The 24,539-nt window shown below is 73.2% G+C and carries 19 protein-coding genes and 6 pseudogenes; 12 read left to right on the top strand and 13 right to left on the bottom strand.

The window, feature by feature from the left end; translation table 11 throughout:
- Window positions 1–468, bottom strand: a pseudogene (locus tag JNW89_RS04510) (hypothetical protein); the annotation flags it as partial.
- 122 nt (window positions 469–590) lie between these two features.
- Here JNW89_RS04510 and JNW89_RS04515 point away from each other — a divergent pair.
- From JNW89_RS04515 to purD, 3 genes are all read left to right on the top strand, one after another.
- A complete protein-coding gene (locus JNW89_RS04515; RefSeq protein ID WP_238447834.1) occupies window positions 591–1,880 on the top strand; it encodes an adenylosuccinate synthase in 1,290 nt (429 codons plus the stop codon).
- A gap of 173 nt (window positions 1,881–2,053) precedes the next feature.
- Window positions 2,054–2,959: a type IV toxin-antitoxin system AbiEi family antitoxin domain-containing protein gene (locus JNW89_RS04520; RefSeq protein ID WP_238447835.1), complete on the top strand. Its 906-nt coding sequence runs from the start codon at window positions 2,054–2,056 to the stop codon at window positions 2,957–2,959.
- Between the two features lie 132 nt (window positions 2,960–3,091).
- Window positions 3,092–4,339, top strand: a complete 1,248-nt coding sequence (purD, locus tag JNW89_RS04525) for a phosphoribosylamine--glycine ligase (RefSeq protein ID WP_238447836.1) — start codon at window positions 3,092–3,094, stop codon at window positions 4,337–4,339.
- A 51-nt stretch (window positions 4,340–4,390) separates the two neighbouring features.
- Here the strand turns inward: purD and JNW89_RS04530 are convergent, their stop codons facing one another.
- The 4 genes from JNW89_RS04530 to JNW89_RS04545 all read right to left on the bottom strand — a co-directional run bounded on the left by JNW89_RS04530 (window position 4,391) and on the right by JNW89_RS04545 (window position 9,062).
- Window positions 4,391–5,368 (bottom strand): serine hydrolase, encoded by a 978-nt coding sequence (locus JNW89_RS04530; protein WP_238447837.1) that lies wholly within the window; start codon window positions 5,366–5,368, stop codon window positions 4,391–4,393.
- Between the two features lie 290 nt (window positions 5,369–5,658).
- Entirely contained in the window at window positions 5,659–7,221 is a 1,563-nt protein-coding gene (locus tag JNW89_RS04535; protein WP_238447838.1) for an AMP-binding protein, read from the bottom strand.
- Between the two features lie 172 nt (window positions 7,222–7,393).
- Entirely contained in the window at window positions 7,394–8,608 is a 1,215-nt protein-coding gene (locus JNW89_RS04540) for an acyl-CoA dehydrogenase family protein (RefSeq protein WP_238447839.1), read from the bottom strand.
- A gap of 1 nt (window position 8,609) precedes the next feature.
- A complete protein-coding gene (locus JNW89_RS04545; RefSeq protein WP_091293767.1) occupies window positions 8,610–9,062 on the bottom strand; it encodes an SCP2 sterol-binding domain-containing protein in 453 nt (150 codons plus the stop codon).
- 78 nt (window positions 9,063–9,140) lie between these two features.
- Between JNW89_RS04545 and JNW89_RS04550 the strand changes: the two genes are divergently transcribed.
- Window positions 9,141–9,779 (top strand): TetR/AcrR family transcriptional regulator, encoded by a 639-nt coding sequence (locus JNW89_RS04550; RefSeq protein WP_238447840.1) that lies wholly within the window; start codon window positions 9,141–9,143, stop codon window positions 9,777–9,779.
- A gap of 22 nt (window positions 9,780–9,801) precedes the next feature.
- On the opposite strand, the pseudogene JNW89_RS04555 reads toward JNW89_RS04550, so the two are convergent.
- From JNW89_RS04555 to JNW89_RS04565, 3 genes and pseudogenes are all read right to left on the bottom strand, one after another.
- Window positions 9,802–10,417, bottom strand: a pseudogene (locus tag JNW89_RS04555) (DedA family protein).
- Between the two features lie 89 nt (window positions 10,418–10,506).
- Complete coding sequence (locus JNW89_RS04560) at window positions 10,507–11,565, bottom strand: MaoC/PaaZ C-terminal domain-containing protein (protein WP_375155047.1); 1,059 nt, start codon at window positions 11,563–11,565, stop codon at window positions 10,507–10,509.
- Window positions 11,565–12,929, bottom strand: a complete 1,365-nt coding sequence (locus tag JNW89_RS04565) for a 3-oxoacyl-ACP reductase (protein ID WP_238447841.1) — start codon at window positions 12,927–12,929, stop codon at window positions 11,565–11,567. The genes JNW89_RS04560 and JNW89_RS04565 overlap by 1 nt, the downstream gene beginning before the upstream one ends.
- 56 nt (window positions 12,930–12,985) lie before the next feature.
- Between JNW89_RS04565 and JNW89_RS04570 the strand changes: the two genes are divergently transcribed.
- The 3 genes from JNW89_RS04570 to JNW89_RS04580 all read left to right on the top strand — a co-directional run bounded on the left by JNW89_RS04570 (window position 12,986) and on the right by JNW89_RS04580 (window position 15,625).
- Window positions 12,986–14,278 (top strand): acetyl-CoA C-acetyltransferase, encoded by a 1,293-nt coding sequence (locus tag JNW89_RS04570; protein WP_238447842.1) that lies wholly within the window; start codon window positions 12,986–12,988, stop codon window positions 14,276–14,278.
- Between the two features lie 142 nt (window positions 14,279–14,420).
- Window positions 14,421–15,317 carry a TNT domain-containing protein gene (locus JNW89_RS37970; RefSeq protein ID WP_238447843.1) on the top strand — a complete coding sequence of 299 codons (897 nt, stop codon included), beginning with the start codon at window positions 14,421–14,423 and terminating at the stop codon, window positions 15,315–15,317.
- A gap of 62 nt (window positions 15,318–15,379) precedes the next feature.
- A complete protein-coding gene (locus JNW89_RS04580) occupies window positions 15,380–15,625 on the top strand; it encodes a hypothetical protein (protein WP_238447844.1) in 246 nt (81 codons plus the stop codon).
- Window positions 15,626–15,638: 13 nt separating this feature from the next.
- On the opposite strand, the gene JNW89_RS04585 is transcribed toward JNW89_RS04580, so the two are convergent.
- Both JNW89_RS04585 and JNW89_RS04590 read right to left on the bottom strand, forming a co-directional pair.
- Complete coding sequence (locus JNW89_RS04585; RefSeq protein WP_238447845.1) at window positions 15,639–16,064, bottom strand: PIN domain nuclease; 426 nt, start codon at window positions 16,062–16,064, stop codon at window positions 15,639–15,641.
- The gene (locus tag JNW89_RS04590) at window positions 16,061–16,270 is read right to left on the bottom strand and encodes a type II toxin-antitoxin system VapB family antitoxin (protein ID WP_238447846.1); all 210 of its coding nucleotides are present in this window, start codon (window positions 16,268–16,270) and stop codon (window positions 16,061–16,063) included. Before JNW89_RS04590 ends, JNW89_RS04585 begins: the two co-directional genes overlap by 4 nt.
- A gap of 88 nt (window positions 16,271–16,358) precedes the next feature.
- Here JNW89_RS04590 and purB point away from each other — a divergent pair, with 88 nt between their 5' ends.
- The gene (gene purB / locus JNW89_RS04595; RefSeq protein ID WP_238447847.1) at window positions 16,359–17,783 is read left to right on the top strand and encodes an adenylosuccinate lyase; all 1,425 of its coding nucleotides are present in this window, start codon (window positions 16,359–16,361) and stop codon (window positions 17,781–17,783) included.
- A 132-nt stretch (window positions 17,784–17,915) separates the two neighbouring features.
- Here purB and JNW89_RS04600 read toward each other — a convergent pair.
- Window positions 17,916–18,481 (bottom strand): annotated as a pseudogene (locus JNW89_RS04600) (YbjQ family protein).
- A gap of 23 nt (window positions 18,482–18,504) precedes the next feature.
- The gene (locus JNW89_RS04605; protein WP_238447848.1) at window positions 18,505–19,188 is read right to left on the bottom strand and encodes a trypsin-like serine protease; all 684 of its coding nucleotides are present in this window, start codon (window positions 19,186–19,188) and stop codon (window positions 18,505–18,507) included.
- Between the two features lie 463 nt (window positions 19,189–19,651).
- Here JNW89_RS04605 and purS point away from each other — a divergent pair, with 463 nt between their 5' ends.
- The 4 genes and pseudogenes from purS to JNW89_RS04625 all read left to right on the top strand — a co-directional run bounded on the left by purS (window position 19,652) and on the right by JNW89_RS04625 (window position 24,214).
- On the top strand, window positions 19,652–19,915 hold the full coding sequence (purS, locus tag JNW89_RS04610; RefSeq protein WP_088959474.1) for a phosphoribosylformylglycinamidine synthase subunit PurS: 264 nt from the start codon (window positions 19,652–19,654) through the stop codon (window positions 19,913–19,915).
- The gene (purQ, locus tag JNW89_RS04615) at window positions 19,912–20,595 is read left to right on the top strand and encodes a phosphoribosylformylglycinamidine synthase subunit PurQ (RefSeq protein ID WP_238447849.1); all 684 of its coding nucleotides are present in this window, start codon (window positions 19,912–19,914) and stop codon (window positions 20,593–20,595) included. The genes purS and purQ overlap by 4 nt, the downstream gene beginning before the upstream one ends.
- Window positions 20,596–20,665: 70 nt before the next feature.
- Window positions 20,666–23,456: pseudogene (gene purL / locus JNW89_RS04620) on the top strand (phosphoribosylformylglycinamidine synthase subunit PurL).
- Between the two features lie 4 nt (window positions 23,457–23,460).
- Window positions 23,461–24,214 (top strand): annotated as a pseudogene (locus JNW89_RS04625) (2-phosphosulfolactate phosphatase).
- 62 nt (window positions 24,215–24,276) lie between these two features.
- On the opposite strand, the pseudogene JNW89_RS04630 reads toward JNW89_RS04625, so the two are convergent.
- Window positions 24,277–24,539, bottom strand: a pseudogene (locus tag JNW89_RS04630) (hypothetical protein); the annotation flags it as partial.

Genomic DNA, 24,539 nt, shown 5'->3' on the forward strand with positions numbered 1-24,539 from the left:
GTCGAGCGGGAGTAGGCCGATCGGCGGCAGGTCCGGCACCGGTGCGGTTGCCGGGCCAGGTCCGCCGGGCGGCGGCTGGGCGGTGGGGCGTACCGCCGGACCAGCCGGCGCAGCCACGGCGCGCAACTGTGCGTCACTGGCCGTGGCGACGACCAGCCGGGTCTTGGAGTCGGGGTCGGGCCAGGTGAGGCCGTCGGGGCGGGCGGGGGCGTCGAGCCGGGCCAGCACCTCGTCGATCTCGGCGTCCGAGCGGGCGGTGACGGTCTCCACCCGGGCGCCCCGGGCGGTCAGCGCGTCCGCGCAGGCCAGCACCGGTACGCGCGGCGTCTCGCAGCGCTCCTCGGTCGGCTTCGGCGCTTCCGCGCCGGCCGCGTCGGTCGCGCCACCGCAGCAGGCTCCGCCGCTGCCGCAGCCCCCACCGGGAGCGTCCCGCTCCGAGCCGAGGGTGAGCAGCACCACGTCGTACACTCCGAGCCTCCTGCCTCTCGACGCGACCCCTGCCGGTCCCGCCGTCACTACTTGTTAGCCTGACACCCCGGGCTCGCCAACCGGTCGCCACCTGGCACCCGAGCCTTCTGGAGGCGGAGAAGATGCCAGCGATCGTGCTCATCGGCGCTCAGTGGGGCGACGAGGGCAAGGGCAAGGTTACCGACCTGCTGGGTGAGCGGGTCGACTACGTCGTGCGCTACTCCGGCGGCAACAACGCCGGTCACACGGTGATCACTCCGGACGGGCAGAAGTACGCGCTGCACCTGATGCCGTCCGGGGCGCTCTCGCCGAGCGCGATGATCGTCATCGGCAACGGCGTGGTGGTCGACCCGAAGGTGCTGCTGGCCGAGATCGACGGGCTCGCCGAGCGCGGCGTGGACGTCTCCCGGCTGCGTATCTCCGGCGACGCGCACCTGATCATGCCGCACCACCGGGCGCTGGACCGGGTGGTCGAGCGCTACCTCGGCAGCTCGCGGATCGGCACCACCGGTCGGGGCATCGGCCCGGCGTACGGCGACAAGGTCGCCCGGATGGGCATCCGGCTCCAGGACCTGCTCGACCCGGGCATCCTGCGCAAGAAGCTGGAACTCGCGCTGCGCGAGAAGAACCAGCTGCTGTTCAAGATCTACAACCGCAAGGCGATCGACGTCGACGCGACGATCGAGGAGTACCTCCAGTACGCGGAGCGACTCAAGCCGTACATCGCGGAGACTCGGGTGATGCTCTGGGACGCGCTGGACCGCGGCGAGACCGTGCTGCTGGAGGGCGCCCAGGCCACCATGCTCGACATGGACCACGGCACCTACCCCTTCGTGACCTCGTCGAACCCGACGGCCGGTGGGGCGTGCGTGGGCGCGGGCATCCCGCCCACGGCGATCAACCGGGTGATCGCGGTGAGCAAGGCGTACACCACCCGGGTCGGCTCCGGGCCGTTCCCGACCGAGCTGTTCGACGACAACGGCCAGCACCTGCGCAAGATCGGCCACGAGTACGGCACCACGACCGGCCGGGAGCGCCGCTGCGGCTGGTTCGACGCCGTCGTCGCCCGGTACGCCTGCCGCCTCAACGGCGTCACCGACCTGGTGGTCACCAAGCTGGACGTGCTCACCGGCATGGCGAAGGTGCCGATCTGCGTCGGGTACGAGATCAACGGCGAGCGCTTCGACGACATGCCGATGAGCCAGACCGACTTCCACCACGCCAAGCCGATCTACGAAGAGCTCGACGGCTGGTGGGAAGACATCACCAAGGCGCGCACTGAAGCCGACCTCCCCGAGAACGCCCGCCGCTACATCGCCAGGATCGAAGAGATCACCGGCACCCGCGTCAGCGTGGTGGGCGTAGGCCCCGGCCGAGAAGAAAACGTAGTCCGCCACCCCCTCCTCCCCTAACCCCCCACCGCCCCCTGCTTCCGCCTCGGTGATCAAGAAGTTTGCGTCTGGATTCGGCCTGAACTTGACGCAAACTTCTTGATCACCGGCACAGGTGGGGCGGTTGTCCACAGGGCTGGGGTGGTTGTCCACAGGGGGTCGCCCGGGAACCGGGGCGGCGGCAGGCTGGCCGGATGGGCGAGTTTGACGTGCTGGGGTGCGACGGGGTGGTGACCGTCGCCCAGGCGTTGGCCGCCGGTTACAGCCGGGATCGGATTCGGCACCTGTGCCGGTCGGGTCGGTGGCTGCGAGTGGCGCGTGGGTGCTTCGTGCCGGCATCCGAGGTGAGCGGGGATGCGCTGCGCCGGGCCCGCATCTGGGCGGCGGTCACGAGTCTCGGCGCCGGCGCGTTCGTCGTGCTCGACACCGCCGCCGAGTTGCACCGCATCGGCGGCCTCAGGCCAACCTCGGCCATCCACGTCTCGGTGCCGGTGGACCGCCCGCGCCCCCAACGTCCCACCGACCCGGCTCTGGTGGTGCACCAGTTGACCGTCGACCGGGGCGACACCTGCCGGGTCGCCGGAGTGCCCGCCACCACCCCGCTTCGAACGCTCGCCGACGTCATCCTCCGGGCGGACCGTTATGCCGCCGTGAGCGCGCTGGACTCCGGGCTGCACCGGCAGCTCGTCACCGGTGCCGACCTCTCGTCGATCCCCGCTCTGATCGCGGGTCGTCGGGGCGCCGTCGCGGCCAGGAGTCACCTGGCGGAGGCGGACGGACGGGCGCAGTCGCCGCTGGAGACGCGGACCCGGCTGCGGTGTGTCGATGGCGGGGTCCCGCCCGATGCGCTCCAGCTGGAGGTACGCGACCACGACGGCTACCTGCTCGGTATCGGCGACCTCGGCTGGCGAGCCGCACGCCTGATCGCCGAGGCGGACGGCCACGACCCGCACCGCACACCGCAGGCGGTCTACGAGGACCGGGCGAGGCAGAACCGGCTCATCAACGCCGGCTGGCGGATCCTCCGCTTCACCTGGTCCGACACCCTCCGCCCCGACTACATCCCCTACACCGTGAAGGCCGCCCTCCGCGCCCCCTGACCCAACCACCCACCGACCCCACCGCTCCGACACCCGTTGTTGACCAAGAAGTTTCGGTCTCCGAAGGGCCGTATTGAGACGCAAACTTCTTGATCAACAGGGGTGGGGGTGGGGGTCGGTAGGATCGCCGGCGTGCGGGTTCTTCTTGTGGGTGGTGGGGGGCGGGAGCATGCGCTCGCGCTGGGCCTGGTTGGTGACCCGAGTGTCGGGGGGGTGATCGCGGCGCCGGGGAATCCGGGGATCGCGGGCATCGCCGAGCTGCGCGACGTGGCGGCCGCGGATCCGGAGGCGGTGGCGGCGCTCGCGGTCGAGGTGCAGGCCGACCTGGTGGTGATCGGGCCGGAGGCGCCGCTGGTCGCCGGGGTCGCGGACGCGGTGCGGGCCAAGGGCATCGCGGCGTTCGGGCCGTCGGCCGAGGCGGCCCGGCTGGAGGGTTCCAAGACCTTCGCCAAGGAGATCATGACGGCGGCCGGCGTGCCGACCGCGCGCGCCCACACCTGCACGGACGCCGAGAGCACCGCCCGGGCCCTGGACGAGTTCGGTGCGCCGTACGTGGTGAAGAACGACGGGCTGGCCGCCGGCAAGGGCGTCGTCGTCACCGAGGACCGGGACGCCGCACTGAAGCATGCGCAGGAGTGCGGCCGGGTCGTCGTCGAGGAGTACCTCGCCGGGCCCGAGGTCTCGCTCTTCGTGGTCACCGACGGCGAGGCGGCGCTGCCGCTGCTGCCGGCGCAGGACTTCAAGCGGGTCGGCGACGGCGACAGCGGCCCGAACACCGGCGGCATGGGCGCGTACGCGCCGCTGCCCTGGGCCCCGCCCACCCTGGTCGACGAGGTGATGCGCGACGTCGTGCACCCGACGCTGGCTCAGATGCGCCGCCGGGGTACCCCGTTCGCCGGGCTGCTCTACGTGGGCCTGGCGCTGACCGCCGCCGGCCCCCGGGTGATCGAGTTCAACGCCCGCTTCGGTGACCCGGAGACCCAGGTGGTCCTCGCCCTGCTGGAGACCCCGCTGGCCGGGCTGCTGCACGCCGCGGCCACCGGCACGCTGGCCGCGCACCCGCCGCTGCGCTGGCGTGACGGTGCCGCCGTCACGGTCGTGGTCGCCGCCGACGGCTACCCCGCGTCCCCGCGTACCGGTGATGTGATCACCGGCGCGGACCGCGCCGGGATCATCCACGCCGGCACCCGCCGGGCCGCGGACGGCGCGTTGCTCTCCGCCGGGGGCCGGGTCCTCTGCGGTACGGCCACCGGCCCGGACCTCGCGGCCGCGCGGGACGCCGCCTACGCCCTGGTACGTGGCGTCGAGCTGGCCGGCTCGCACCACCGCACCGACATCGCCGCCGCCGCGGTCGAGGGCCGGATCGCCGTCCCCGACTGACCCGACCGGCTCGCCCGTCGGGCGGGGAGGTCCCCGCCCGGCGGAGCGTCGTCAGAGCATCCCGAGCGCGGCGCCGATCACGGCCTGGGCGGTACGGCTGAGTTCCTCACCCTTGGCGTCGGTCCCGGTGATCGAGTACTGCATCCGGAACCGACCGTCCCGGGTGGACGCCACGCCGGTCAGGTAGCCGAACCGGGACCCCGTCTTGATCCACAGGAGTTCGCCTCCGGGCAGTGGGAACGCGGTGAGCCCGGCGCTGTACCGGGCCGGACCGCCGGCGACGTCGGCGACCGCGGGCAGGGTGAACATCTCGGTCAGCTGGGCCGGCGGCACGACCCGGCCGGCGAAGAGGGCGGTCATGAACGTGTCCAGGTCGGCCAGGCTGGAGATGACGTTGCCGGCGGCCGGGGTGAAGGTCTGGCTCCACGTCGTCGCGTCCACCAGTTCGGTGGCCCCGTCGCGCACGACGGCCTGGTATCCGTGGGCGTGCGGACCGCGGATGCGGGGGTCGTCGCCGGGGGCATAGGTGCCGCGTAGGCGCAGCGGGCCGGCGATCCGCCGGTCCAGCTCCTGCGCGTACGAGTTGCCGGTGACCTTCTCGATCAGCAGGCCCGCGACGATGTAGCCCATGTTCGTGTAGTGCTGCCTGGTCCCGGGCTCGAACTCCCGGGGGTTGCGCAGGCCGAGCCGCACGATCTCCGCCGGGGCCCATCGGTCGTACCGGTGGGCGAGCTGCCACTCGATCCCGTCCGGCATGGTCGGGCTGGGGATGCCGCTGGTGTGGTCGAGGAGCTGGCGGACGGTGACGGTCGGGTAGTCGGCGGGCAGCAGCCCGGGCAGGTGACGCTGCACCGGGTCGGCCAGGTCGATGCGGCCCTCGGCGGCCAGTTGCAGCACCAGCGCGGCGGTGAAGACCTTGGTGACGCTGCCGATCCGGAACCGGGCGTGCGGCGGGACGGGGGCCTGGCCGCGCAGGTCCCGCACTCCGCTGACGCCGGTCCAGCAGCCCTCCGGCGTGGAGATCCGCACCTGGGCGCTGGTCGCGTCGGCGTTGGGTAACCCGCTGATCGACGCGCGCAGCGGGGGACGGGTCGAGGGTGCCGGGGCGGCAGGTGGCTCCCGCCCGGCCGGTGGCGGCGCTGCCCGGAGCGGCCGCGGCGGGGGTGGCGACGGTCAGCGCCAGGCCGAGCGCCGCGACGGCGAGGACGGTACGGCTGTTCGTGATCTTCATGCGGATGAGCCTGCCGCCCCGGCGGGGCCGGGAGCATCGGGGAGAATCCCCCGGCGTACCCGGGACGGTGGCTCGGGGGGTACCCCGGTCAGCCGTAGTAGCGGCGCAGTTCCCGGCTCAGCACCTTGCCGGTGGCGTTGCGCGGCAGGTACTTCACGAAGATCACGTCCCGGGGTACGGAGAACCGGGCCAGGTAGTGACGGACGTACTCGCGGACCGCCTCAGGGTCGAGCACCTCGCCGGGGTGCAGGCCGAGGAAGGCGGCGAGCCGCTGCCCGTACTCCGGGTCGGGTACCCCGATCACGGCGGCCTCGCGGACCTGGGGGAGGCGGGCCAGCAGATCCTCCACCTCGGACGGGAAGACGTTCTCCCCACCGGAGACGATCATGTCGTCGGCGCGGCCGTCGACGAAGAGCAGCCCGTCGGCGTTGATCCGGCCGAGGTCGCCGGTGTCCAGCAGCCCGTCCTGGGTTTCCCGCCGCGCCCCCGAGGTGTAGCCCTCGAAGAGCATCTCGTTGCCCACGAAGATCCGCCCGACCCGCCCGTCGGGCACCGGCTGGCCGTCGTCGTCCAGGATCTCCAGCCGGGTGCCGTGCGGCGGCCGCCCGGCGGTGGTGGGCGCCTCGCGCAGGTCGGCGGGGCCGGCGATGGAGGCCCAGGAGACCTCCGTCGAGCCGTACAGGTTGTAGACCACGTCGCCGTAGACGTCCATGAACCGCGGCGCCAGCCCGCCGGGCAGCGCCGAGCCGCTGACCGCGACCACCTTCAGCGGCGGCCGCGGGTCCGGCGGCGGCACGTCGAGCAGTCGCTGCACCATCACGGGTACGGCGAAGAGCGCCTGGCACTGGTGGGCCACCAGCGCGGCCAGCGTGGCGGCCGGCTCGAACCGGCGGTGCAGCACGATCGTGGCGCGCAGCGCGAAGGCGACCTGGAGGGCGGCGTACCCCCAGGTGTGGAAGAGCGGCGCGGCGATCATCACGGTGTCCCGGGTGTGCAGCGGGATCCGGTCGATGATGGACACCAGCGGGCCGAAGCCGTTGGGAGTGGGCCGGCGGGCGCCCTTGGGCGCGCCGGTGGTGCCGGAGGTGAGCACGATCGTCCGCCCGTCGCGCTCGGGCGGTTGCAGGTCGCCGGGGAGCGCGCCGGCGATCAGCTCCGCCAGGCCGCGCTCGTCCACCCGGTGCACCTCGGCGGGGAGGCCGAGGATCCGGTCGGCGAACTCGTCGTCGTGGACCAGCACCCGGAGCCGCTGTTCCTCGCTCACGGTGGCCAGTTGTGCGGCGGAGAGGCCACTGTTGACCAGCACCGCGTCGGCGCCGAGCACGGTGGCGGCGACGATCGCCTCGATCAGCCCGTGGTGGTTGCGGCAGAGCACCCCGACCCGGTCGCCGGCCTGTACGCCGAGCCCGGTCCGCATCGCCCGGGCCAGCCGCTCGGCCCGGTCGAGCAGCTCCTGGTAGGTCAGTTCGGCGCCCTGCTCGTCGATGACGGCGACCCGGCCCGGGTCGCGGGCGGCGGCCTGGCGCAGCTCGCCGGCGAGGCTCCAACCCCACTTGCGCAGCGCCTGGAGCTGGGAGGCGACCCGGATCGGCCGGCCCGGGGTGAGCAGCCCCCGCCGGGTCAGCGTGGCCACGACGAACGGCAGGTCCATGCGGCGCCTCCTTCTCCGGGGGGTGAGCGTGAAGGGCCCCCGCGCGGGGGCCCTTCAGCCGGACGTCACCTTTCGATCATGCACCGGATGCCTGCCGGAGCCCAACCGGTGCGAGCAGCTGCCACCTGGTGGACACCCGGCAGTGGCGGACGCCACCACCGACGGTGACGGGTCAGCGGATCTGCATGCCGGAGATCGCGCGGGAGATGACCAGCCGCTGGATCTCCGAGGTGCCCTCGAAGATGGTGTAGATCTTGGCGTCCCGGTACCACCGCTCGACCGGGTGGTCGCGCAGGAAGCCCGCGCCGCCGAGCAGCTGCACCGCCCTGTCGGTCACCGCGACGGCCACCTCGCCCGCCTTGAGCTTGGACATCGAGCCCTCGCCGGCGGTGAAGGGGCGGTTGTTGCGGCCCATCCAGGAGGCCCGCCAGACCAGCAGTCGGGCGGCGTCGATCTCCATCTTCATGTCGGCCAGCGCGAACGCGACCGCCTGGTTCTCGATGATCGGCCGTCCGAACTGGACTCTTTCCTTCGCGTAGTCCAGGGCGTACTCGTAGGCGGCCCGGGCCACGCCGAGCGCCTGCGCGCCGACGGTGGGCCGGGACAGCTCGAAGGTGCGCATCGCGGCCTGCCCGGAGGCCTTCCGGCCGGAGCGGGCCCGGTCGAGTCGTTCCAGCAGGGCGTCCCGGCCACCGAGCAGGCAGCGCCCGGGCACGCGTACGTCGTCCAGGAAGACGTCGGCGGTGTGCGACGCGCGCAGCCCCAGCTTGCGCAGCTTGCGGGTCGCGTTCAGCCCGGCGGTCCCCGGCGGTACGACGAACGCCGCCTGCCCGCGCGAGCCCAGCTCCGGCTCGACCGAGGCGGTGACCACGTGCACCCCGGCGATCCCGCCGTTGGTGGCGTACGCCTTCTGCCCGCGCAGCACCCACTCGTCGGTGGCCTCGTCGTAGACCGCCCGGGTACGCATCGCGCCGACGTCGGAGCCGGCCTCCGGCTCGCTGGTGCAGAACGCCGCGACGGCGGGCTGGTCGACGTCGCCGAAGCACTGCGGCACCCATTCGACCATCTGATCGGGGGTGCCCGCGCCGTAGATGGCGGCGACCGCGAGGCCGGTGCCGAAGATGCTCAGGCCGATGCCCGCGTCACCCCAGAAGAGTTCCTCGCTGGCGATCGGCAGGGAGAGGCCGGTGGGGTCGGCCCAGCAGGTGGCGAGGAACTCGAAGCCGTAGAGGCCGACCTTCGCCGCTTCCTGGATGATGGGCCAGGGAGTCTCCTCCCGGGCGTCCCACTCGGCCGCGGCCGGGCGCACGACCTCGGCGGCGAAGCCGTGCACCCAGTCGCGTAGATCCCGCTGTTCCTCGTTCAGGTCGAGCGAGAACTCGGTCATGTCAGGCCTTGGGGATGTCGAACAGGTTGGCGATGTTGGCCGCCAGGCCCAGGTCGCCCTTGGCCTTGAGCTTGCCGGTCATGAACATCATCACCGGGTTGGCGCCACCGGAGACGATCTTCAGGAACTCGACCGGGCCCATGGTGAGGCTGAGCTTCGGGTCGTGCTGCGGGGTCTCGTTGACGGTGCAGGCGCCGTCGGCGATGGCGACCTCGTAGGTGTCGGTGCCGCCGTCGGGCCGGCCGGTGATGTTCCAGTGGATGACCGCGTTGGTGGAACCGGCCCGGTCGGCGCGGAACAGCTGCGGCATCCGGCCGAAGACCTCGCTGAGGATCTTGCCGCGCAGGTCGCCGGACATCACCTCGGCGATCTTGTCGTCGGGGGTGGACTTGACCAGCTGCGCGAACTCCTTGGGGCCGACGTTGGCGAAGTTGGCCGGGTCGAAGTCAGTCATGGGGGAATGCACCTCTCGGGCGGGCCGACTTTGGTTACTCGGGCGTAACCTTACGCACGAGTAGGTATGCTCGCAAGAGTGTCCAGCACACCCACGTTCAAGCGCCTACCCCGGGCCGTACGCGAGCAGCAAATGCTCGACGCGGCCGTCAAGGTCTTCTCCCGGCGCGGCTTCCACGCCGCCAGCATGGACGAGATCGCCGAGGACGCCGGCATCTCCAAGCCGATGGTCTACGCCTACCTCGGCACCAAGGAGGAGCTCTTCGTCGCCTGCCTGCACCGCGAGGGCACCCGGATGATGGAGGCGATCGCCGGGGCCGCCGCCCCGGACCTGCCCGCCGACGAGCGGCTCTGGCGCGGGCTGCGCGCCTTCTTCGGTTTCGTCGGGGCGCACCGGGACGGCTGGGCGGTGCTCTACCGGCAGGCCCGGGGCTCGCAGCCGTTCGCCGCGGAGTTGGCCTCGATGCGCGCCCGGCTGGTCGAGGTGGTCGCCGGGATGCTCGACCACGCGCTGCGCGCCGACGGGCGCGAGGTGGGCGAGACCGAGCTGGAGGTGGTCGCGTACGCCCTGGTCGGCGCGACCGAGTCGCTGGCCGACTGGCTCGCCGACCACCCCGAGGCCGACCCCGAGAAGACCGCCACCCGGATGATGAACGTCGCCTGGCTCGGCGCCGGCCAACTGCTGCGCGGCGCCACCTGGCGACCCCCGGCGGCCTGACGGCCCCGCCGGGAAGCGACGGTCAGCGGCGGGCGACGGCGCGGCGGCGGCGCGGCGGCGCAGCCAACGGACCGACTCCACCAGCCCGGTGACGGCGAGGGAGAGGCCGACGCGGCCAGCAGGGCCTTGATCGGGTCGCGCTCGAAGGCCAGGCCGCCGAAGTAGCCCAGCAGGGCGCAGTAGGTCCCCCAGGTGCCGGTCGCGAACGCGTCGAAGAGCAGGAAGCAGCGCAGCGGGTAGCGGACCGCGCCCATGGTCAGGGTGACCGCGGTACGGCCGCCGGGCACGTACCGGGAGGTCATCAGGATCATCCCGCCGCGCCGGTCCACGGCCCGGCGGGCCCACTCGGAGCCGGTCCGGCGGCGGCTCTCCGCCGGGAGCCGGGCCACCCGGTGGGCGCCGCCACCCCGGCCGATGCCGTAGGAGATGTGGTCGCCGACGAGCGCCCCGAGCGCGGCGGTCACGATCACCGCCACGATGTTCGGCTCACCGCCGGCGGCGAAGACCCCGGCGGTGATCACCACGGTCTCGCCGGGTATCGCCGGGAAGAACGCGTCGACCGCGGTGACCACGAGGATCACCAGGTACACCCACGGCGAGGTGACCGTGTGGTGGAGCAGGTCGAGCACGGACTCCATGCCCTCATGCTCCGGGCTCGACCACCGCCCCCGGGCCGAGTCGGCGGATCAGGCCACCGCCGACCGCCGCCACGCCCGCCCCCCGTCGGTCAGCGGACGGTGCCGATCAGGTGCGGACGCCCGGTCCGCGCGTCGTGCAGGGCGAAGTCCCAGGCCGGGGTGGCGCTGAACGCCACGGTGCCGGGCAGCGGCACCGGCAGCTTGAACGCCACGTCCACCGTGTACGCCTCCGGCAGCCGGCTCTCCAGCGCCGCCAGGCAGCGGGCCTTGCTCCACATCCCGTGCGCGATCGGGCGGGGGAAGCCGAGCAGCCGCGCCCCGAGCCGGGAGGTGTGGATCGGGTTGTGGTCGCCGGAGACCCGGGCGTAGTCCGTACCGACCCGGGGCTCGACCCGCCAGCGGGCGGTGGCGGCCGGCGGCGCGGGCCGCTCACCCCGCTCGCGCCGCCCACCGTCGCCGGGCGTGCGCTCCTTGCCCAGGTACGTCGAGACGCCGCGCCAGACCTCCTCGCCGCCGACCGACCCGACCAGGACGACGTCGACCTGCCGCCCCCGCTCGTGCGGCCGCAGGTTCTCCGCGTGGGTGACGAAGTCCAGCGTCTCGTCGGCCTCGATCGGGCGCTGCACGGTGATCCGGTTGCCCACGTGCACCACGCCGGTCAGCGCGATGGGGAACTCCGGCGTGGTCATCAGCCGCAGCGACAGCGGAAAACCCATCACGTGCGGGTACGTCGCCGGCAGTCGGTCGGCGAGCCGGAACCCGCAGACCCGGTCGTAGTCGGCGAGGCGCGCGCGGTCCACGGTGACGCCGGCGACGGCCAGCTCGACCTCCGGCGGGGCGTCCGGGCGGCGGGACCGGCCGATGACCGGCACCGCGTCGCGCAGCGCCCGACGGTAGAGCGCGCCGGGCGCGGGCATCCGGGGCAGCTCGACCCGCGCCCGTGCCGCCGGGGTGGCGTGCGCGGACAGGTCCGTGGTCGCGTACGCCGACAGGTCGTGGGTGGCTTCCAGGCTCACATCGTGCTCCGACGAGGCGGCCCGGACGGCGGCCAGGTCCGCCGCCGAGATCACCTCGGTCGGCCCGTCGATGAGGTCTCCGACGGAGAGGTTCTCCGCCGGGCCGTCCTCCGGCCGCTTCTTCCTCGCCATCACGCCCCCAGCAGACTCTGGCCGCAGACCCGGACCACGTTGCCGCTGACCGCGCCGGACGCCGGCCAGGCCAGCCAGCCGATCGTCTCGGCCACGTCCACCGGCAGGCCGCCCTGCGACATGCTGTTCATCCGGCGGCCCGCCTCGCGCAGCGCCAGCGGGACACGCGCGGTCAGCCGGGTCTCGATGAACCCGGGGGCGACCGCGTTGACGCTGATCCCGCGCCCGCGCAGCGCCGGGGCCAACGACTCGACCAGCCCGATCACGCCGGCCTTGCTGGTGGCGTAGTTGGTCTGGCCACGGTTGCCGGCGATGCCGGCGATCGAGGAGACCGAGACGATCCGCCCGCCGGCCGGGATCAGGTCGCGGGCCAGCAGCACGTCGTTGATCCGCTCCTGGCTGGAGAGGTTGACGTCGAGCACCTGGTCCCAGCGGTCGGCGTCCATCCGGCCCAGCGTCTTGTCCCGGGTGATGCCGGCGTTGTGCACCACCACGTCGACCCGGCCGTGCCGGCCGGCGAGGTGCTCGGCGAGCCGGGTGGGAGCGTCCGGGGCGGTCAGGTCGAGCTGGACGGCGCTGCCGCCGATCTCGTTGGCCACCGCGGCCAGCTCGTCGCCGGCCGCCGGGATGTCCAGCGCGACGACCTGCGCGCCGTCCCGGGCGAGCACCCGGGCCAGCGCCGCGCCGATGCCCCGCGCCGCGCCGGTGACGAGGACGACCTGCCCGTCGAGCGGGCGGTCCCAGTCCGTCGGCGGCTGGGCGGTGCCGGCACCGACCCGGACCACCTGCCCCGAGACGTACGCGGACCGGCCCGAGAGGAGGAAACGGAGGGTCGATTCCAGGCTGGTGAGGGTGCCGGCTGCGTTACCGGCATCCTTGGTGACGTGGACGAGCTGGGCGGTGACGCCGCGACCGAACTCCTTGCCGATGCTGCGGGTCAGCCCCTCCAGGGCCCGCTGGGCGGTCGCCTCGCGCGGCGAGTCGCACTCGGCCGGCGGGGTGCCCAGCACGATCACCCGGCCGCTGGGCAGCAGCGCGCGGGCCTGCGGGTGGAAGAAGTCGTACAGCTGGCGCAGGCCGGTGGAGTCGGTGATGCCGGTGGCGTCGTACACCAGGGCGCCGAAGCGCGCGGCGGTGTCGTCGACGGCGGCGGGATCGCTCAGCTCGACCCCGGCGGCGGTCAGGATCTTGCCGACCGGCTCGGCGAGCCGGCCCCCGGTGGCCGCGCCGAGCAGCACCGGCCCTGCGACGAGCGGGTCGCCGGGCGTGTGCCGGCGCAGTCGCGGCGGATCGGGCAGCCCGAGGCGCTTGACCAGCGCGCGGCCGGCCTTCGATTGGACGAAGCTCGCGTACCTGTCGGTCATAGGCGTAGCCTACTGGCCAGTAGGTTGTGGGCAAGTCCTGAAACGGAGGCGGGATCGTGCAGAGCATCCGGCGGGTCGCGGTCATCGGCGGCAACCGCATCCCCTTCGCCCGGTCCAACTCCCGCTACGCGAACGCGTCCAATGCGGACATGCTGGGCGCGGCGCTGGACGGGCTGGTGGCCCGGTTCGGCCTGGCCGGGCAGCGGGTCGGTGAGGTGGTCGCCGGCGCGGTGCTCAAGCACGCGAAGGACTTCAACCTGACCCGCGAGGTGGTGCTCGGCTCGACGCTCGACCCGCACACCCCGGCGTACGACATCCAGCAGGCCTGCGGCACCGGCCTGGAGGCGGCCATCCTGGTCGCCAACAAGATCGCCCTCGGGCAGATCGAGGTGGGCATCGCCGGCGGCGTCGACACCACTTCCGACGCGCCGCTCGCAGTCAACGAGGACATGCGCCGCACGCTGCTCCAGCTCAACTCCGCCCGGACCCTCGGCGAGCGGTTGAAGATCGCCGCCAAGCTGCGGCCGCACCAGCCGTTCAAGCCGGAGATCCCGCGCAACGCCGAGCCGCGTACCGGGCTGTCGATGGGTGAGCACGCCGCGCAGACGGCGGTGCGCTGGCAGATCGACCGGCAGGCCCAGGACGAGTTGGCGCTCCGGTCGCACCAGCGGCTCGCCGCCGCGTACGACAAGGGTTTCTTCGACGACCTGATCACGCCGTACCAGGGGCTGACCCGGGACCAGAACCTCCGCCCGGACACCACCCTGGAGAAGCTGGGCTCGCTCAAGCCGGTCTTCGGCGCCAAGGGCCCGGACGCCGACCAGGCGACCATGACCGCCGGCAACTCCTCCCCGCTCACCGACGGCGCGTCGACGGTGCTGCTGGCGTCGGAGGAGTGGGCCCGGGAGCACCACCTGCCGGTGCTGGCCTGGTTCTCCTGGTCCGAGGCCGCCGCCGTCGACTTCGTGCACGGCGACGAGGGGCTGCTGATGGCCCCCGCGTACGCGGTGCCCCGGATGCTGGCCCGGGCCGGGCTGACGTTGCAGGACTTCGACTACTACGAGATCCACGAGGCGTTCGCCTCGCAGGTGCTGGCCACCCTCGCCGCCTGGGAGTCGCCGGAGTTCTGCAAGGACCGGCTGGGCCTGGACGCCCCGCTGGGGTCCATCGACCGCGACAAGCTCAACGTCAACGGCTCCTCGCTGGCCGCCGGGCACCCGTTCGCCGCCACCGGCGGCCGGATCGTCGCCACCCTGGCGAAGCTGCTCGCCGAGAAGGGGAGCGGCCGAGGGCTGATCTCCATCTGCGCGGCGGGCGGGCAGGGCGTCACCGCGATCCTGGAGCGCTGAGGGGTTCCGCGGGCTACCCGCTCGTCCACGGGACGAGCGGGTAGCGGTCCCCCGTTCGGCGGCAAACGGCACAAAGGCTCACATTCTCGCCCCGCCCTCCCGACGATGAAGGCGTTGACCGTCCTTCATCGGGAGGTTCGTCGTGGACCGCAGACGCTGGCTGCTCGCCCTGCTCTCCAGCGCGGCGCTGATCCTCTTCCCCGGGCCCGCCGATCAGGCCGCCGCGCCCGACGTGGTCGCGCGGGCCGGCACCCAACCCGACAACGGCACACCCGAAGCGGGCGACGCCGGCGACCCGCCTGGTGTCCGCGCCGGCGCCGACCAACCGCAGCCGCCGGCCGCGTCGAGCCTCTGCCGTCCCGGCCGGCCGCCGAACGCGCCGCCGACCACCCGGTACCTCGACGACAACCCGCTGCTCGGCCCCGCCCGGTTGCCCACCGCGTCGCCGCTCGGGCCGTTGCTCGCCGGCTACCAGCGCTTCGGCGGGCTCACCGAGAGCCGGTTCCTGGCCCGATACACCACCGGCACCCCCGCCGGGTACGTCTTCCCGCCGGCCAACGGCTTCGTCGTCGCGCCGGACGGCACGCCGCTCAAGACCCGGCAGACCCTGCTGGCCGGGTACCGCCTGGACCGCTTCGGCTTCGGCGGCGGCGCGTTCCTCGCCCCGCTCGGCACCCCGGTCAGCGCCCGCTCCCTCGCGCCGCAGAGCCTTGACACGCCGCCGCTTCCCGCACCGCGGCCGGCGCTCCCGTCGGCCGCGCCGCTGGCGAACTACCACACCTACTGCGTGCTCAAGCCGTTCGACGTCGACTCCGGCCCGACCGCGCCGTGGTTCGCCCAGCCCGGCCTGGGCACCCAGTTCCAGCTGAACCCGGCCTACCTGCCGCAGGCCGGTGCGAACCTGACCGTGCAGTGGCTGGTCGACCACCGGTTCCTGGTGGAGGAGTCCCTGGCCGGCACCACCGGGGCGTGCGTGACCGACAGCGTCCCTCGGCGGGGTGGCGCGGGTGGCGGCGTTCCCGCCGTACACGTCTGCTGAACCGGCGGGCGTCGCCGCAGCGGCGACCGCCGGAGCGACCGGTGCGGAGCGGGAGGTCGGGAGTGGATCGGCACGAGGTGCGCAACGCCCTGCTGGCGACGGGACTGTCGCCGGACGCCTTCGAGCTGGAGGGGGTGCACGAGCACGTGCCGGTGCCGCCCGATTTCTGGTTCCTGCGCCGGTCGGCGGGTGGGCGCTGGGAGATCGGCCTGTACGAGCGCGGGACGCGGGACGTGCGGCAGGTCTTCGACACCGAGGACGAGGCCTGCGCGGGACTGTGGCGGGCGCTTACCGGTCGCCCAGCGTGACGGTCCGCGACAGCTACTTGATCGTGCCCGGCGGTGCGACCCAGCGCATCGGTTGCCCGGTCACCGCCGCGACCTGGTCGAAGTCGCGGTCGTAGTGCAGCAGGGACAGGCCCTGATATTCGGCGGTCGCCGCGAGGAGCAAATCCACGGCGCCGGCGGAGCGGTGGGTTCCCCGGGCGGTCAGCTCCTCCTGGATCTCGGCCGCCCGCTCGTAGCTGCGGTCGGGCATCGTCACCCAGCTGAAGGCGGTGCGCAGGAGTTGTTGCAGCCGGGCGCGGTCGGCCGCCGAGCGCGCCGTGTAGAGGAACTCCAGCTCGACCAGCGGGCAGATGGCGAGCAACCCGGCGGTGACGGCTGGCTCCCACCGGGACCGCAGCGCCGGGTCGCGGACCAGGCGGACCAGCGCGCTGGTGTCGACCAGGTAGTCGGCGAGCTTCACGACCGGTAGCTGTCCTTGTCGAGCAGTTCGTCGAAGTCGCCGGCCTCCCCGCGCCCGCCCAGCTCGGCGAGGGCCCGCGCCCGTCGTAGGCGGGCCGCGCCTTCCCGGAGCGCCACGTTGACGGTGTCCTTCTTGGTCTTCGTGCCGAAGGCCTCCGCCGCGTCCGCCAGGGCGGCGTCGTCGACATCCACGAGGATCTTGGTCATGCGCGCCTCCTATATACGGACAGCGTCGCGAGTATATCTGTTTCGGCCCGGTCGACGGGGCATCTCGGAGGTGCCGGACAATGGGCCCGTGACGACGATCCCGAACGTGCTCGCCAACCGGTACGCCTCACCCGAGCTGGTCGCCCTCTGGTCACCGGAGGAGAAGGTACGGCTGGAGCGGCGGCTCTGGCTCGCCGTACTGAAGGCCCAGCGCGACCTCGGCGTGGCCGTGCCGGACGGGGTGGTCGAGGCGTACGAGCGGGTGGTCGACGATGTCGACCTGGCCTCGATCGCCGAGCGGGAGCGGGTCACCCGGCACGACGTGAAGGCCCGGATCGAGGAGTTCAGCGCGCTCGCCGGGCACGAGCACGTGCACAAGGGGATGACCTCCCGCGACCTCACCGAGAACGTCGAGCAGCTCCAGGTGCGCCGCTCGCTGGAGCTGATCCGGGACCGCGTCGTCGCCGCCCTGGCCCGGCTGGCCTGGCTCGCCCACGAGCACTCCGGACTGGTGATGACCGGGCGCTCGCACAACGTCGCCGCGCAGGCCACCACGCTGGGCAAGCGCTTCGCGTCGGCTGCCGAGGAGCTGCTGATCGCGTACGACCGGCTGGAGGACCTGATCGGCCGCTACCCGCTGCGCGGGATCAAGGGTCCGGTCGGCACCGCCGCCGACCAGCTCGACCTCTTCGACGGCGACGCCGAGAAGGTGGCCGAGCTGGAGCGCCGGGTGGCCGGGCACCTCGGGTTCAACCGGGTGCTGGACAGCGTCGGACAGGTCTACCCGCGCTCCATCGACTTCGACGTGCTCTCCGCGCTGGCCCAGGTCGCCGCCGCGCCGTCCTCGCTGGCCACCACGATCCGGCTGATGGTCGGCCAGGAGCTGGTCACCGAGGGCTTCAAGCCCGGCCAGGTGGGCTCCAGCGCGATGCCGCACAAGATGAACACCCGCTCGTCGGAGCGGGTGAACGGCTTCGCCGTGATCATCCGGGGCTACCTGTCGATGGTCGGCGAGCTGGCCGGCGACCAGTGGAACGAGGGGGACGTCTCCTGCTCGGTGGTCCGCCGGGTGGCCCTGCCGGACGCGTTCTTCGCCGCCGACGGGCTGTTCCAGACCTTCCTCACCGTGCTGGACGAGTTCGGGGCGTACCCGGCGGTGATCAACCGGGAACTGGAGCGGTTCCTGCCCTTCCTGGCCACCACCAAGATCCTGGTGGCGGCGGTACGCCGGGGCGTCGGCCGCGAGGTCGCCCATGAGGTGATCAAGGAGCACGCGGTCGCCGTCGCGCTCGCCATGCGGGAGAAGGGCGCCGCCGAGAACGATCTCTTCGACCGCCTCGCCGCCGACGGCCGCCTCGGCCTGACCCGGGCCGAGATCGACGCACTGGTCGCCGACCGCACCACCTTCACCGGCGCCGCCCAGGCCCAGGTCGACGCGGTCACCAAGCGCATCACCGCGGTCGTGACGGCCCACCCCGAGGCCGCCACCTACTCCCCGCCGCCCATCCTCTGACCCCCTGACGCCACGCCCGTCCCGCCGCGATCGGAGATCGTCTCCGTTCGCGGCGAGTCGCGTTGTCGTCCGGCCGGGACACCGCGACCCGCCGCACACCGAGTGGATCAGGCGCGGCGTCGCCGGCCCCGGTCAGGTTTTGCGGGTGGGGGTTTCGGCGGCGGAGGAGAGGTTCGGCGCGCTCGCCGGTTCCGCGATGCCGCCGGGGGCCTCGGTGAAGCCGGGCTCCTGGGCGGTCTCCGCCGCGACCAGCGGCTGGTCGCTCGGCATGACGTCGGGCACCTTGGGTACGACGATCACCGCCGTGCCGTACGCGCAGATCTCCATCCACATCTCGCCGCAGTCGCGGCTGTCGAAGCGCATCCCCACCACGGCGTTCGCGCCGAGCCGGAGGGCCTCCTCGCCGAGCCGGGCCACCGAGTCGGTCCGCCACCGGGTGAGGTTGTCCGGCGCCATCGGGTCGTACGCGCCACCGCGCAGGTTCTTGACCCCCTCGCGGTACGGGTTCCGCGTCCGGGCCATCGATGAGACCACTTCGCCGAGGATCTGGCGGATCTCGTAGCCAGGCAGTTGATCCGTCGTCACGACCAGCACGGTTCCGATGCTGTCAGTCCGCGCCCGGGCCGTTCGCGAGCCGTGTTCACCTGATCGGATGCTGCAAACGAGGCGGCGCGGACGGCGGGCGCTCGGCCGGCCATCCGCGCCGCCACGGCGCTAACCGTCAGACACCGGAAACCGAGGTGATCCAGGCCCGGTTGTACGCGACGCTGCCGTAGTTCTGGATGCTCACGCCGTCGGCGGTGGAGGCGACCCCGACCTGCCGGCCGTTGTAGAACTGCGGGCCGCCCGAGTCGCCCTTCCAGGCGTTGCCGCTGATCTCGGTGCTGCGGATCGCCTGCCCGCCGTACGCGTCGGTCACGCTGGTGCTGGTCACCTGGACGGTGGCGGTCTTGAGCTGGCTGGAGGCCGAGCAGCCGCTGTAGCAGGTCATGCCCCAGCCGTAGATCGAGTTGGTCGAGCCGATCGGCGGGTTGCTGCTGGCCAGCGTCACCGCGCTGGTGGTGACCGGGCTGGACAGGCGCATCAGGGCGAGGTCGTAGCGGGTGTAGGTGGCGCTGACCGTACGGGTGACGCCGCCCGAGGAGCGGTAGACGCTGCCCACCCGGACGGACATCGAGCCGTTGATGCAGTGCCGGGCGGTGAGCACCCACTGCGATGAGATCACGCTGCCGGAGCAGGTGAACGAGCCGTTGCTGAACACCGCCGCGGCCCATGGCGCGGAGGAGACGGTGCTGCCGCCGATGATCGGCTGGGGGCCGGCCGGGGCGGCGGTGGCGCCGGAGGCGGTGGCGAGGACGCCGGCGAGCGCGGTGGTCAGCACCGCGAGCAGGGGGCGGAGGCGCATGGGGGAACTCCTTGGTCGGGGGCCCGGGGTCGCCGGGCAGAGTCGGCCTCGGCGGGCGGGGGTGTGACCCGCCGGAGACGTCGAAAGCATCGACATCTGCCGATGTAGGCTAGAGCCCGCGAGTCCCCGTTCACAAGAGTTAATCGAGATTAACGGATGTGACGCCGTGGGCTCCGGGCGTGCTCGTCCGTGTTTGTCGGGAACCGGTCAGCCCTGGCGAACTCCCGCCGAGAGTTGCCTGGTCAGCGGGGTGGCGACGGCGGTCCGTCGACGCGGCAGGCAACGAAACCGCATCGGCCCGGCAACGAACGCGCATCGGCCCTCCGTCGGGACGGGTCGTTATGTCGATCACTGCCTGAACTGCCCCCGGCCGGTGCGTCCGGACCGGAATCTGCCAGGTACGCTGGCTGCGCTCGCCCGTAGTGGGCCGGCACCCAACTGCGTACACAGTCAGGAGTGCCCAGTGCCTCGCGTCGTCGTCGACGTCATGCTCAAGCCCGAGATCCTCGATCCTCAGGGCCAGGCCGTCGCAAACGCGCTGCCGCGGCTCGGCGTCAGTGACGTCGCCTCTGTCCGGATCGGCAGGCGGATCGAGATCGAGTTCACCGGCGAACCGGACCTGGACCGGGCCCGCGAGATCGCCGACAAGCTGCTCGCCAACCCCGTCATCGAGGACTTCACCGTCCGGGTGGTCGAGGCGGACGAGACCGTGGACGCGCACCCGTGACCGCCCGCGTCGGTGTGGTGACCTTCCCCGGTTCGCTGGACGACGGGGACGCGGCCCGGGCCGTACGGATCGCCGGGGCCGAGCCGGTCCGGCTCTGGCACGGCGACGCGGAGCTGCACGGGGTGGACGCCGTCGTCCTCCCGGGTGGCTTCTCCTACGGCGACTACCTGCGCTGCGGCGCCATCGCCCGGTTCGCCCCGGTGATGGACCGGATCGTGGACGCGGCCCGGGGCGGCCTGCCGGTGCTCGGCATCTGCAACGGCTTCCAGATTCTCTGCGAGGCCCACCTGCTGCCCGGGGCGCTCACCCGCAACCAGCACCTGCACTTCCGCAACCGGGACCAGATCCTGCGCGTCGAGTCGACGGACACCGCCTGGACGAACGCCTTCCAGGCCGGCCAGGAGATCCTGATCCCGGTCAAGAACGGCGAGGGCTGCTACGTCGCGGACACCGCGACCCTGGACGAGCTGGAGGGCGAGGGGCGCGTCGTCGCCCGCTACGTCGGCGGCAACCCCAACGGGTCGCTGCGCGACATCGCCGCGATCACCAACCCCGCCGGCAACGTGGTCGGCATCATGCCGCACCCCGAGCACGCGGTGGAGGCGCTCACCGGCCCCTCCCTGGACGGTCTCGGCTTCTTCACCTCGGTGCTCAAGCACCTGGTGGGGGCGCCGGCGTGACCGTGCGCGGCGGGATCATCGGTCGGCTCCCCCGCCCGACGGGCGGCCACGAGCGCAGCGAGGAGACGTCATGACCACCCATCCGGACCCGGTCGTACGGGAGACACCGGGCACCTTCCCGGCTGCCCCGATTGAGCCGCGCGCGGCCACCGTGGTGCCGCAGGGCGGCCCGGCCGACGCGGGCCGGCACGCCGGCTCGGCGCCGGCCGCCGACTGGACCGCCGGCGTGGACACCGTGTCGCAGGCCGCCGGCACTCCCGAGGAGCTCCAGCCGTACGCCGAGCTGGGCCTGCGGGACGACGAGTACGACCGGATCCGGGACATCCTCGGCCGGCGCCCCACCCAGTCCGAGCTGGCCATGTACTCGATCATGTGGAGCGAGCACTGCTCCTACAAGTCGAGCAAGGTGCACCTGCGCCAGTTCGGCGAGAAGGCCCCGCCGAGCGACCGGCTGCTCGCCGGCATCGGTGAGAACGCCGGCGTCGTGCGGATCTCCGACGAGCTGGCGGTGACCTTCAAGGTCGAGTCGCACAACCACCCGAGCTTCGTCGAGCCGTACCAGGGCGCGGCGACCGGCGTCGGCGGCATCGTCCGGGACATCCTCGCCATGGGCGCCCGCCCGGTCGCCGTGATGGACCCGCTGCGCTTCGGCGCGGCCGACCACCCCGACACCGCCCGGGTGCTGCCCGGCGTGGTCGCCGGCGTCGGCGGCTACGGCAACTGCCTCGGCCTGCCCAACATCGGCGGCGAGCTGGTCTTCGACCCCTGCTACCAGGGCAACCCGCTGCTCAACGCGCTCTGCCTCGGCGTGCTGCCGGTCGACCGGCTGCAGAAGAAGGACGCCACCGGCCCGGGCAACATCGTGGTGCTGCTCGGCGCCAAGACCGGCCGGGACGGCATCGGCGGCGTGTCGGTGCTGGCCAGCGCCACCTTCGACGAGGGCAGCGAGCAGCGCCGCCCGTCCGTGCAGGTGGGTGACCCGTTCACCGAGAAGCTGCTGATCGAGGCCTGCCTGGAGCTGTACGACGCCGAGCTGGTCGTCGGCATCCAGGACCTGGGCGGCGCCGGCCTGACCTGCGCGCTCACCGAGACCGCCGCCTCCGCCGGCACCGGCATGCGGGTGTGGCTGGAGCGGGTGCCGCTGCGCGAGCCCTCGATGGAGCCGCACGAGATTCTGGCCAGCGAGTCCCAGGAGCGGATGCTGCTGGTCGTCGCCCCGGAGAAGCTGGAGGCGGTGCTCAAGACCGCCGACAAGTGGGGCGTGCTGGCCACCGCGATCGGCGAGGTCACCGCGCCGTCCCCGGACGGCAGCCGGGCCGGCTGCTGGTCACCTGGAACGACCACGTGGTGGTCGACGTGCCGCCGGGTTCGCTGGTGGACGACGCCCGGTCTACGCCCGCCCGATGCGCGAGCCGGCCGACCTGATCCTGCTCCAGGCCGACCGGGCCGAGACGCTGCCCCGGCCGAGCACGCCGGAGGCGCTGCGGGAGACCCTGCTCCGCATGATCGCGTCGCCGAACCTGGCCGACAAGACCTGGGTCACCGAGCAGTACGACCGGTACGTGCTGGGCAACACCGTGCTCGCCCAGCCGGAGGACTCCGGTGTGATCCGGATCGACGAGCGCACCGGCCTCGGGGTGGCCCTGTCGGTGGACGGCAACGGCCGGTACGCCCGCCTCGACCCGTACAACGGGACCAAGCTGGCGCTGGCCGAGGCGTACCGGAACGTGGCGGTGACCGGCGCGAAGCCGATCGCCGTGACCAACTGCCTCAACTTCGGCTCGCCGGAGGACCCGGGCGTGATGTGGCAGTTCGCCGAGGCCGTGCGCGGCCTGGCGGACGGCTGCCTCGAGCTGGGCATCCCGGTGACCGGCGGCAACGTCAGCTTCTACAACCAGACCGGCGCCGCCGCGATCCACCCGACCCCGGTGGTCGGCGTGCTCGGCGTGCTGGACAACGTCGCCGACCGGGTGCCGATGGGCTTCGCCCCGCGGGCCGGTGGCGACCACGACCAGCTCTTCCTGCTCGGTGACACGCACGTCGAGCTCTCCGGCTCGGAGTGGGCCTGGGTGACCCACGAGCACCTGGGCGGTATGCCGCCGCAGGTCGACCTGGCCCGCGAGCGGGTGCTGGCCGAACTGATGGCCGAGGCGGCCCGGGTGGGTCTCCTCAGCTCCGCGCACGACCTCTCCGACGGTGGTCTCGCCCAGAGCCTGGTCGAGTCCTGCCTGCGGCGCGGGGTCGGCGCCCGGATCGCCGTGCCGGAGCGGTTCGCCGACGGTTCGCTGCCGTTCGTCTTCCTGTTCAGCGAGTCGGCCGGCCGGGTGCTGGTCTCGGTGCCGCGCGGTCGCGAGAAGGCGTTCACCGCCCTCTGCGGCGAGCGTGGTGTGCCGTGGGAGCTGATCGGCGTGACCGACCCGGCGGGCGGCGCCCTCGAGGTGCACGGCCAGTTCCGGATCGGCCTGGACGAGCTGCGCGAGGTGCACACCGCCACCCTGCCGCGGCTCTTCGGTGGCGCGGAGGCGGCCCAGGTCGAGGTCGAGGCGACCCGGACCGGCACCACCACCGTCGCGCCGGCCACCGCCGTGCAGCCGGTGGACGTGCCGACCGCCGCCGACGCGGAGGCCGACGAGGCCGAGGCCGACGAGGACGCGCAGCCGGAACCGGCCGCCGCCGACGAGTCGACCCGACCCGAGGCCGACACCGACGAAGGCACCGTCGCCGAGCCCACCGCCGTCGAGGGGGCGGAGCGGGAGCGTCCGACCACGGAGGTCCCCGCTGATGCGACGGCTCCCGACGCTCCGGCGGCACCGTCCGACCCGGGTGACGACGAGCAGTCCTCCGTGCCCGATAAGCGCTGAGGCGTTGGCCGGGGCCGTCTACGCCCAACCCGGTGCCGGCGCCCGGTTCGACTGGGGGCTGACCGGGGCGGCCGAGCTGGGCCGGGTCTGCGCCGTGCTGGTGGTGGTGGACGTGCTCTCGTTCACCACGCCGTCGAGGTGGCGGTGGGCCGGGGCATGCGGGTGCACCCGTTCCCGTGGGGTGAGCAGGCGGCGGACTTCGCGCGGCGGGTCGGCGCGGTCGCCGCGGTCGGCCGCCGGCAGACCACCCCGGAGCACCCGTGGTCGCTCTCGCCGGCGGCGTTGAGCACCGCGCCGGTCGTCACCGATCTGGTGCTGCCGTCGCCGAACGGCTCCGCCATCAGCGCCGCCGCCAGCGCACCGGCCTGCCGGTGGTCGCGGCGTGCCTGCGCAACGCCCGCGCCGTCGGGCGTTGGCTGCGCCGCCAGGGGTACGGCTCGACCGACGCCCCGGTGGGCGTGGTGGCCGCCGGTGAACGCTGGCCGGACGGCTCGCTGCGGCCCTGCGTGGAGGACCAGCTGGGCGCGGCGAGTGTGCTGGACGCCCTCTCCGGGGTACCGGGTGGGCTCTCGGTGGAGGCGGCGATGGCGCTCGCCGCGCTGGCCAGCACCCCTGACGTTCCGGCGGCGGTGCGTGGCTGCGTCTCCGGCCGGGAGCTGATCGAGGGCGGCTTCGCCGGCGACGTGGAGGTCGCCGTGCGGGTCGGCGTGTCCGAGGTGGTGCCGCTGCTACGGCAGGGCGAGTTCTCCGCCGCCTGACCAGGCAATGCGAAAGGGCCGCCCGGTGCTCCGGGCGGCCCTTTTCACGTCGGTTCCTGGGGTCAGTCGTCCAGCCAGTCGAGGCGACGCCCGCCACGGTCCTGCTGCGGCGCCGCGTCCGGCCGCCCCCGACCCGCCTGGGCCTGGTCGCCGTAGTGGCCGCCGCCCTGCTGCTGGTCGTAGCCCCGGTCGTCGTAGCCGCCGGTGCGCTGCTGCGGCGGCTCCTGGTCGTAGCCGCCGGTGCGCTGCTGCGGCGGCTCCTGGTCGTAGCCGCCCTGCTGGCCGTAGCCACCCTGACCGGCGCCGTAGCCGCCGGCCGGTCTGC

It is taken from the genome of Micromonospora sp. 4G55 (assembly GCF_016803375.1).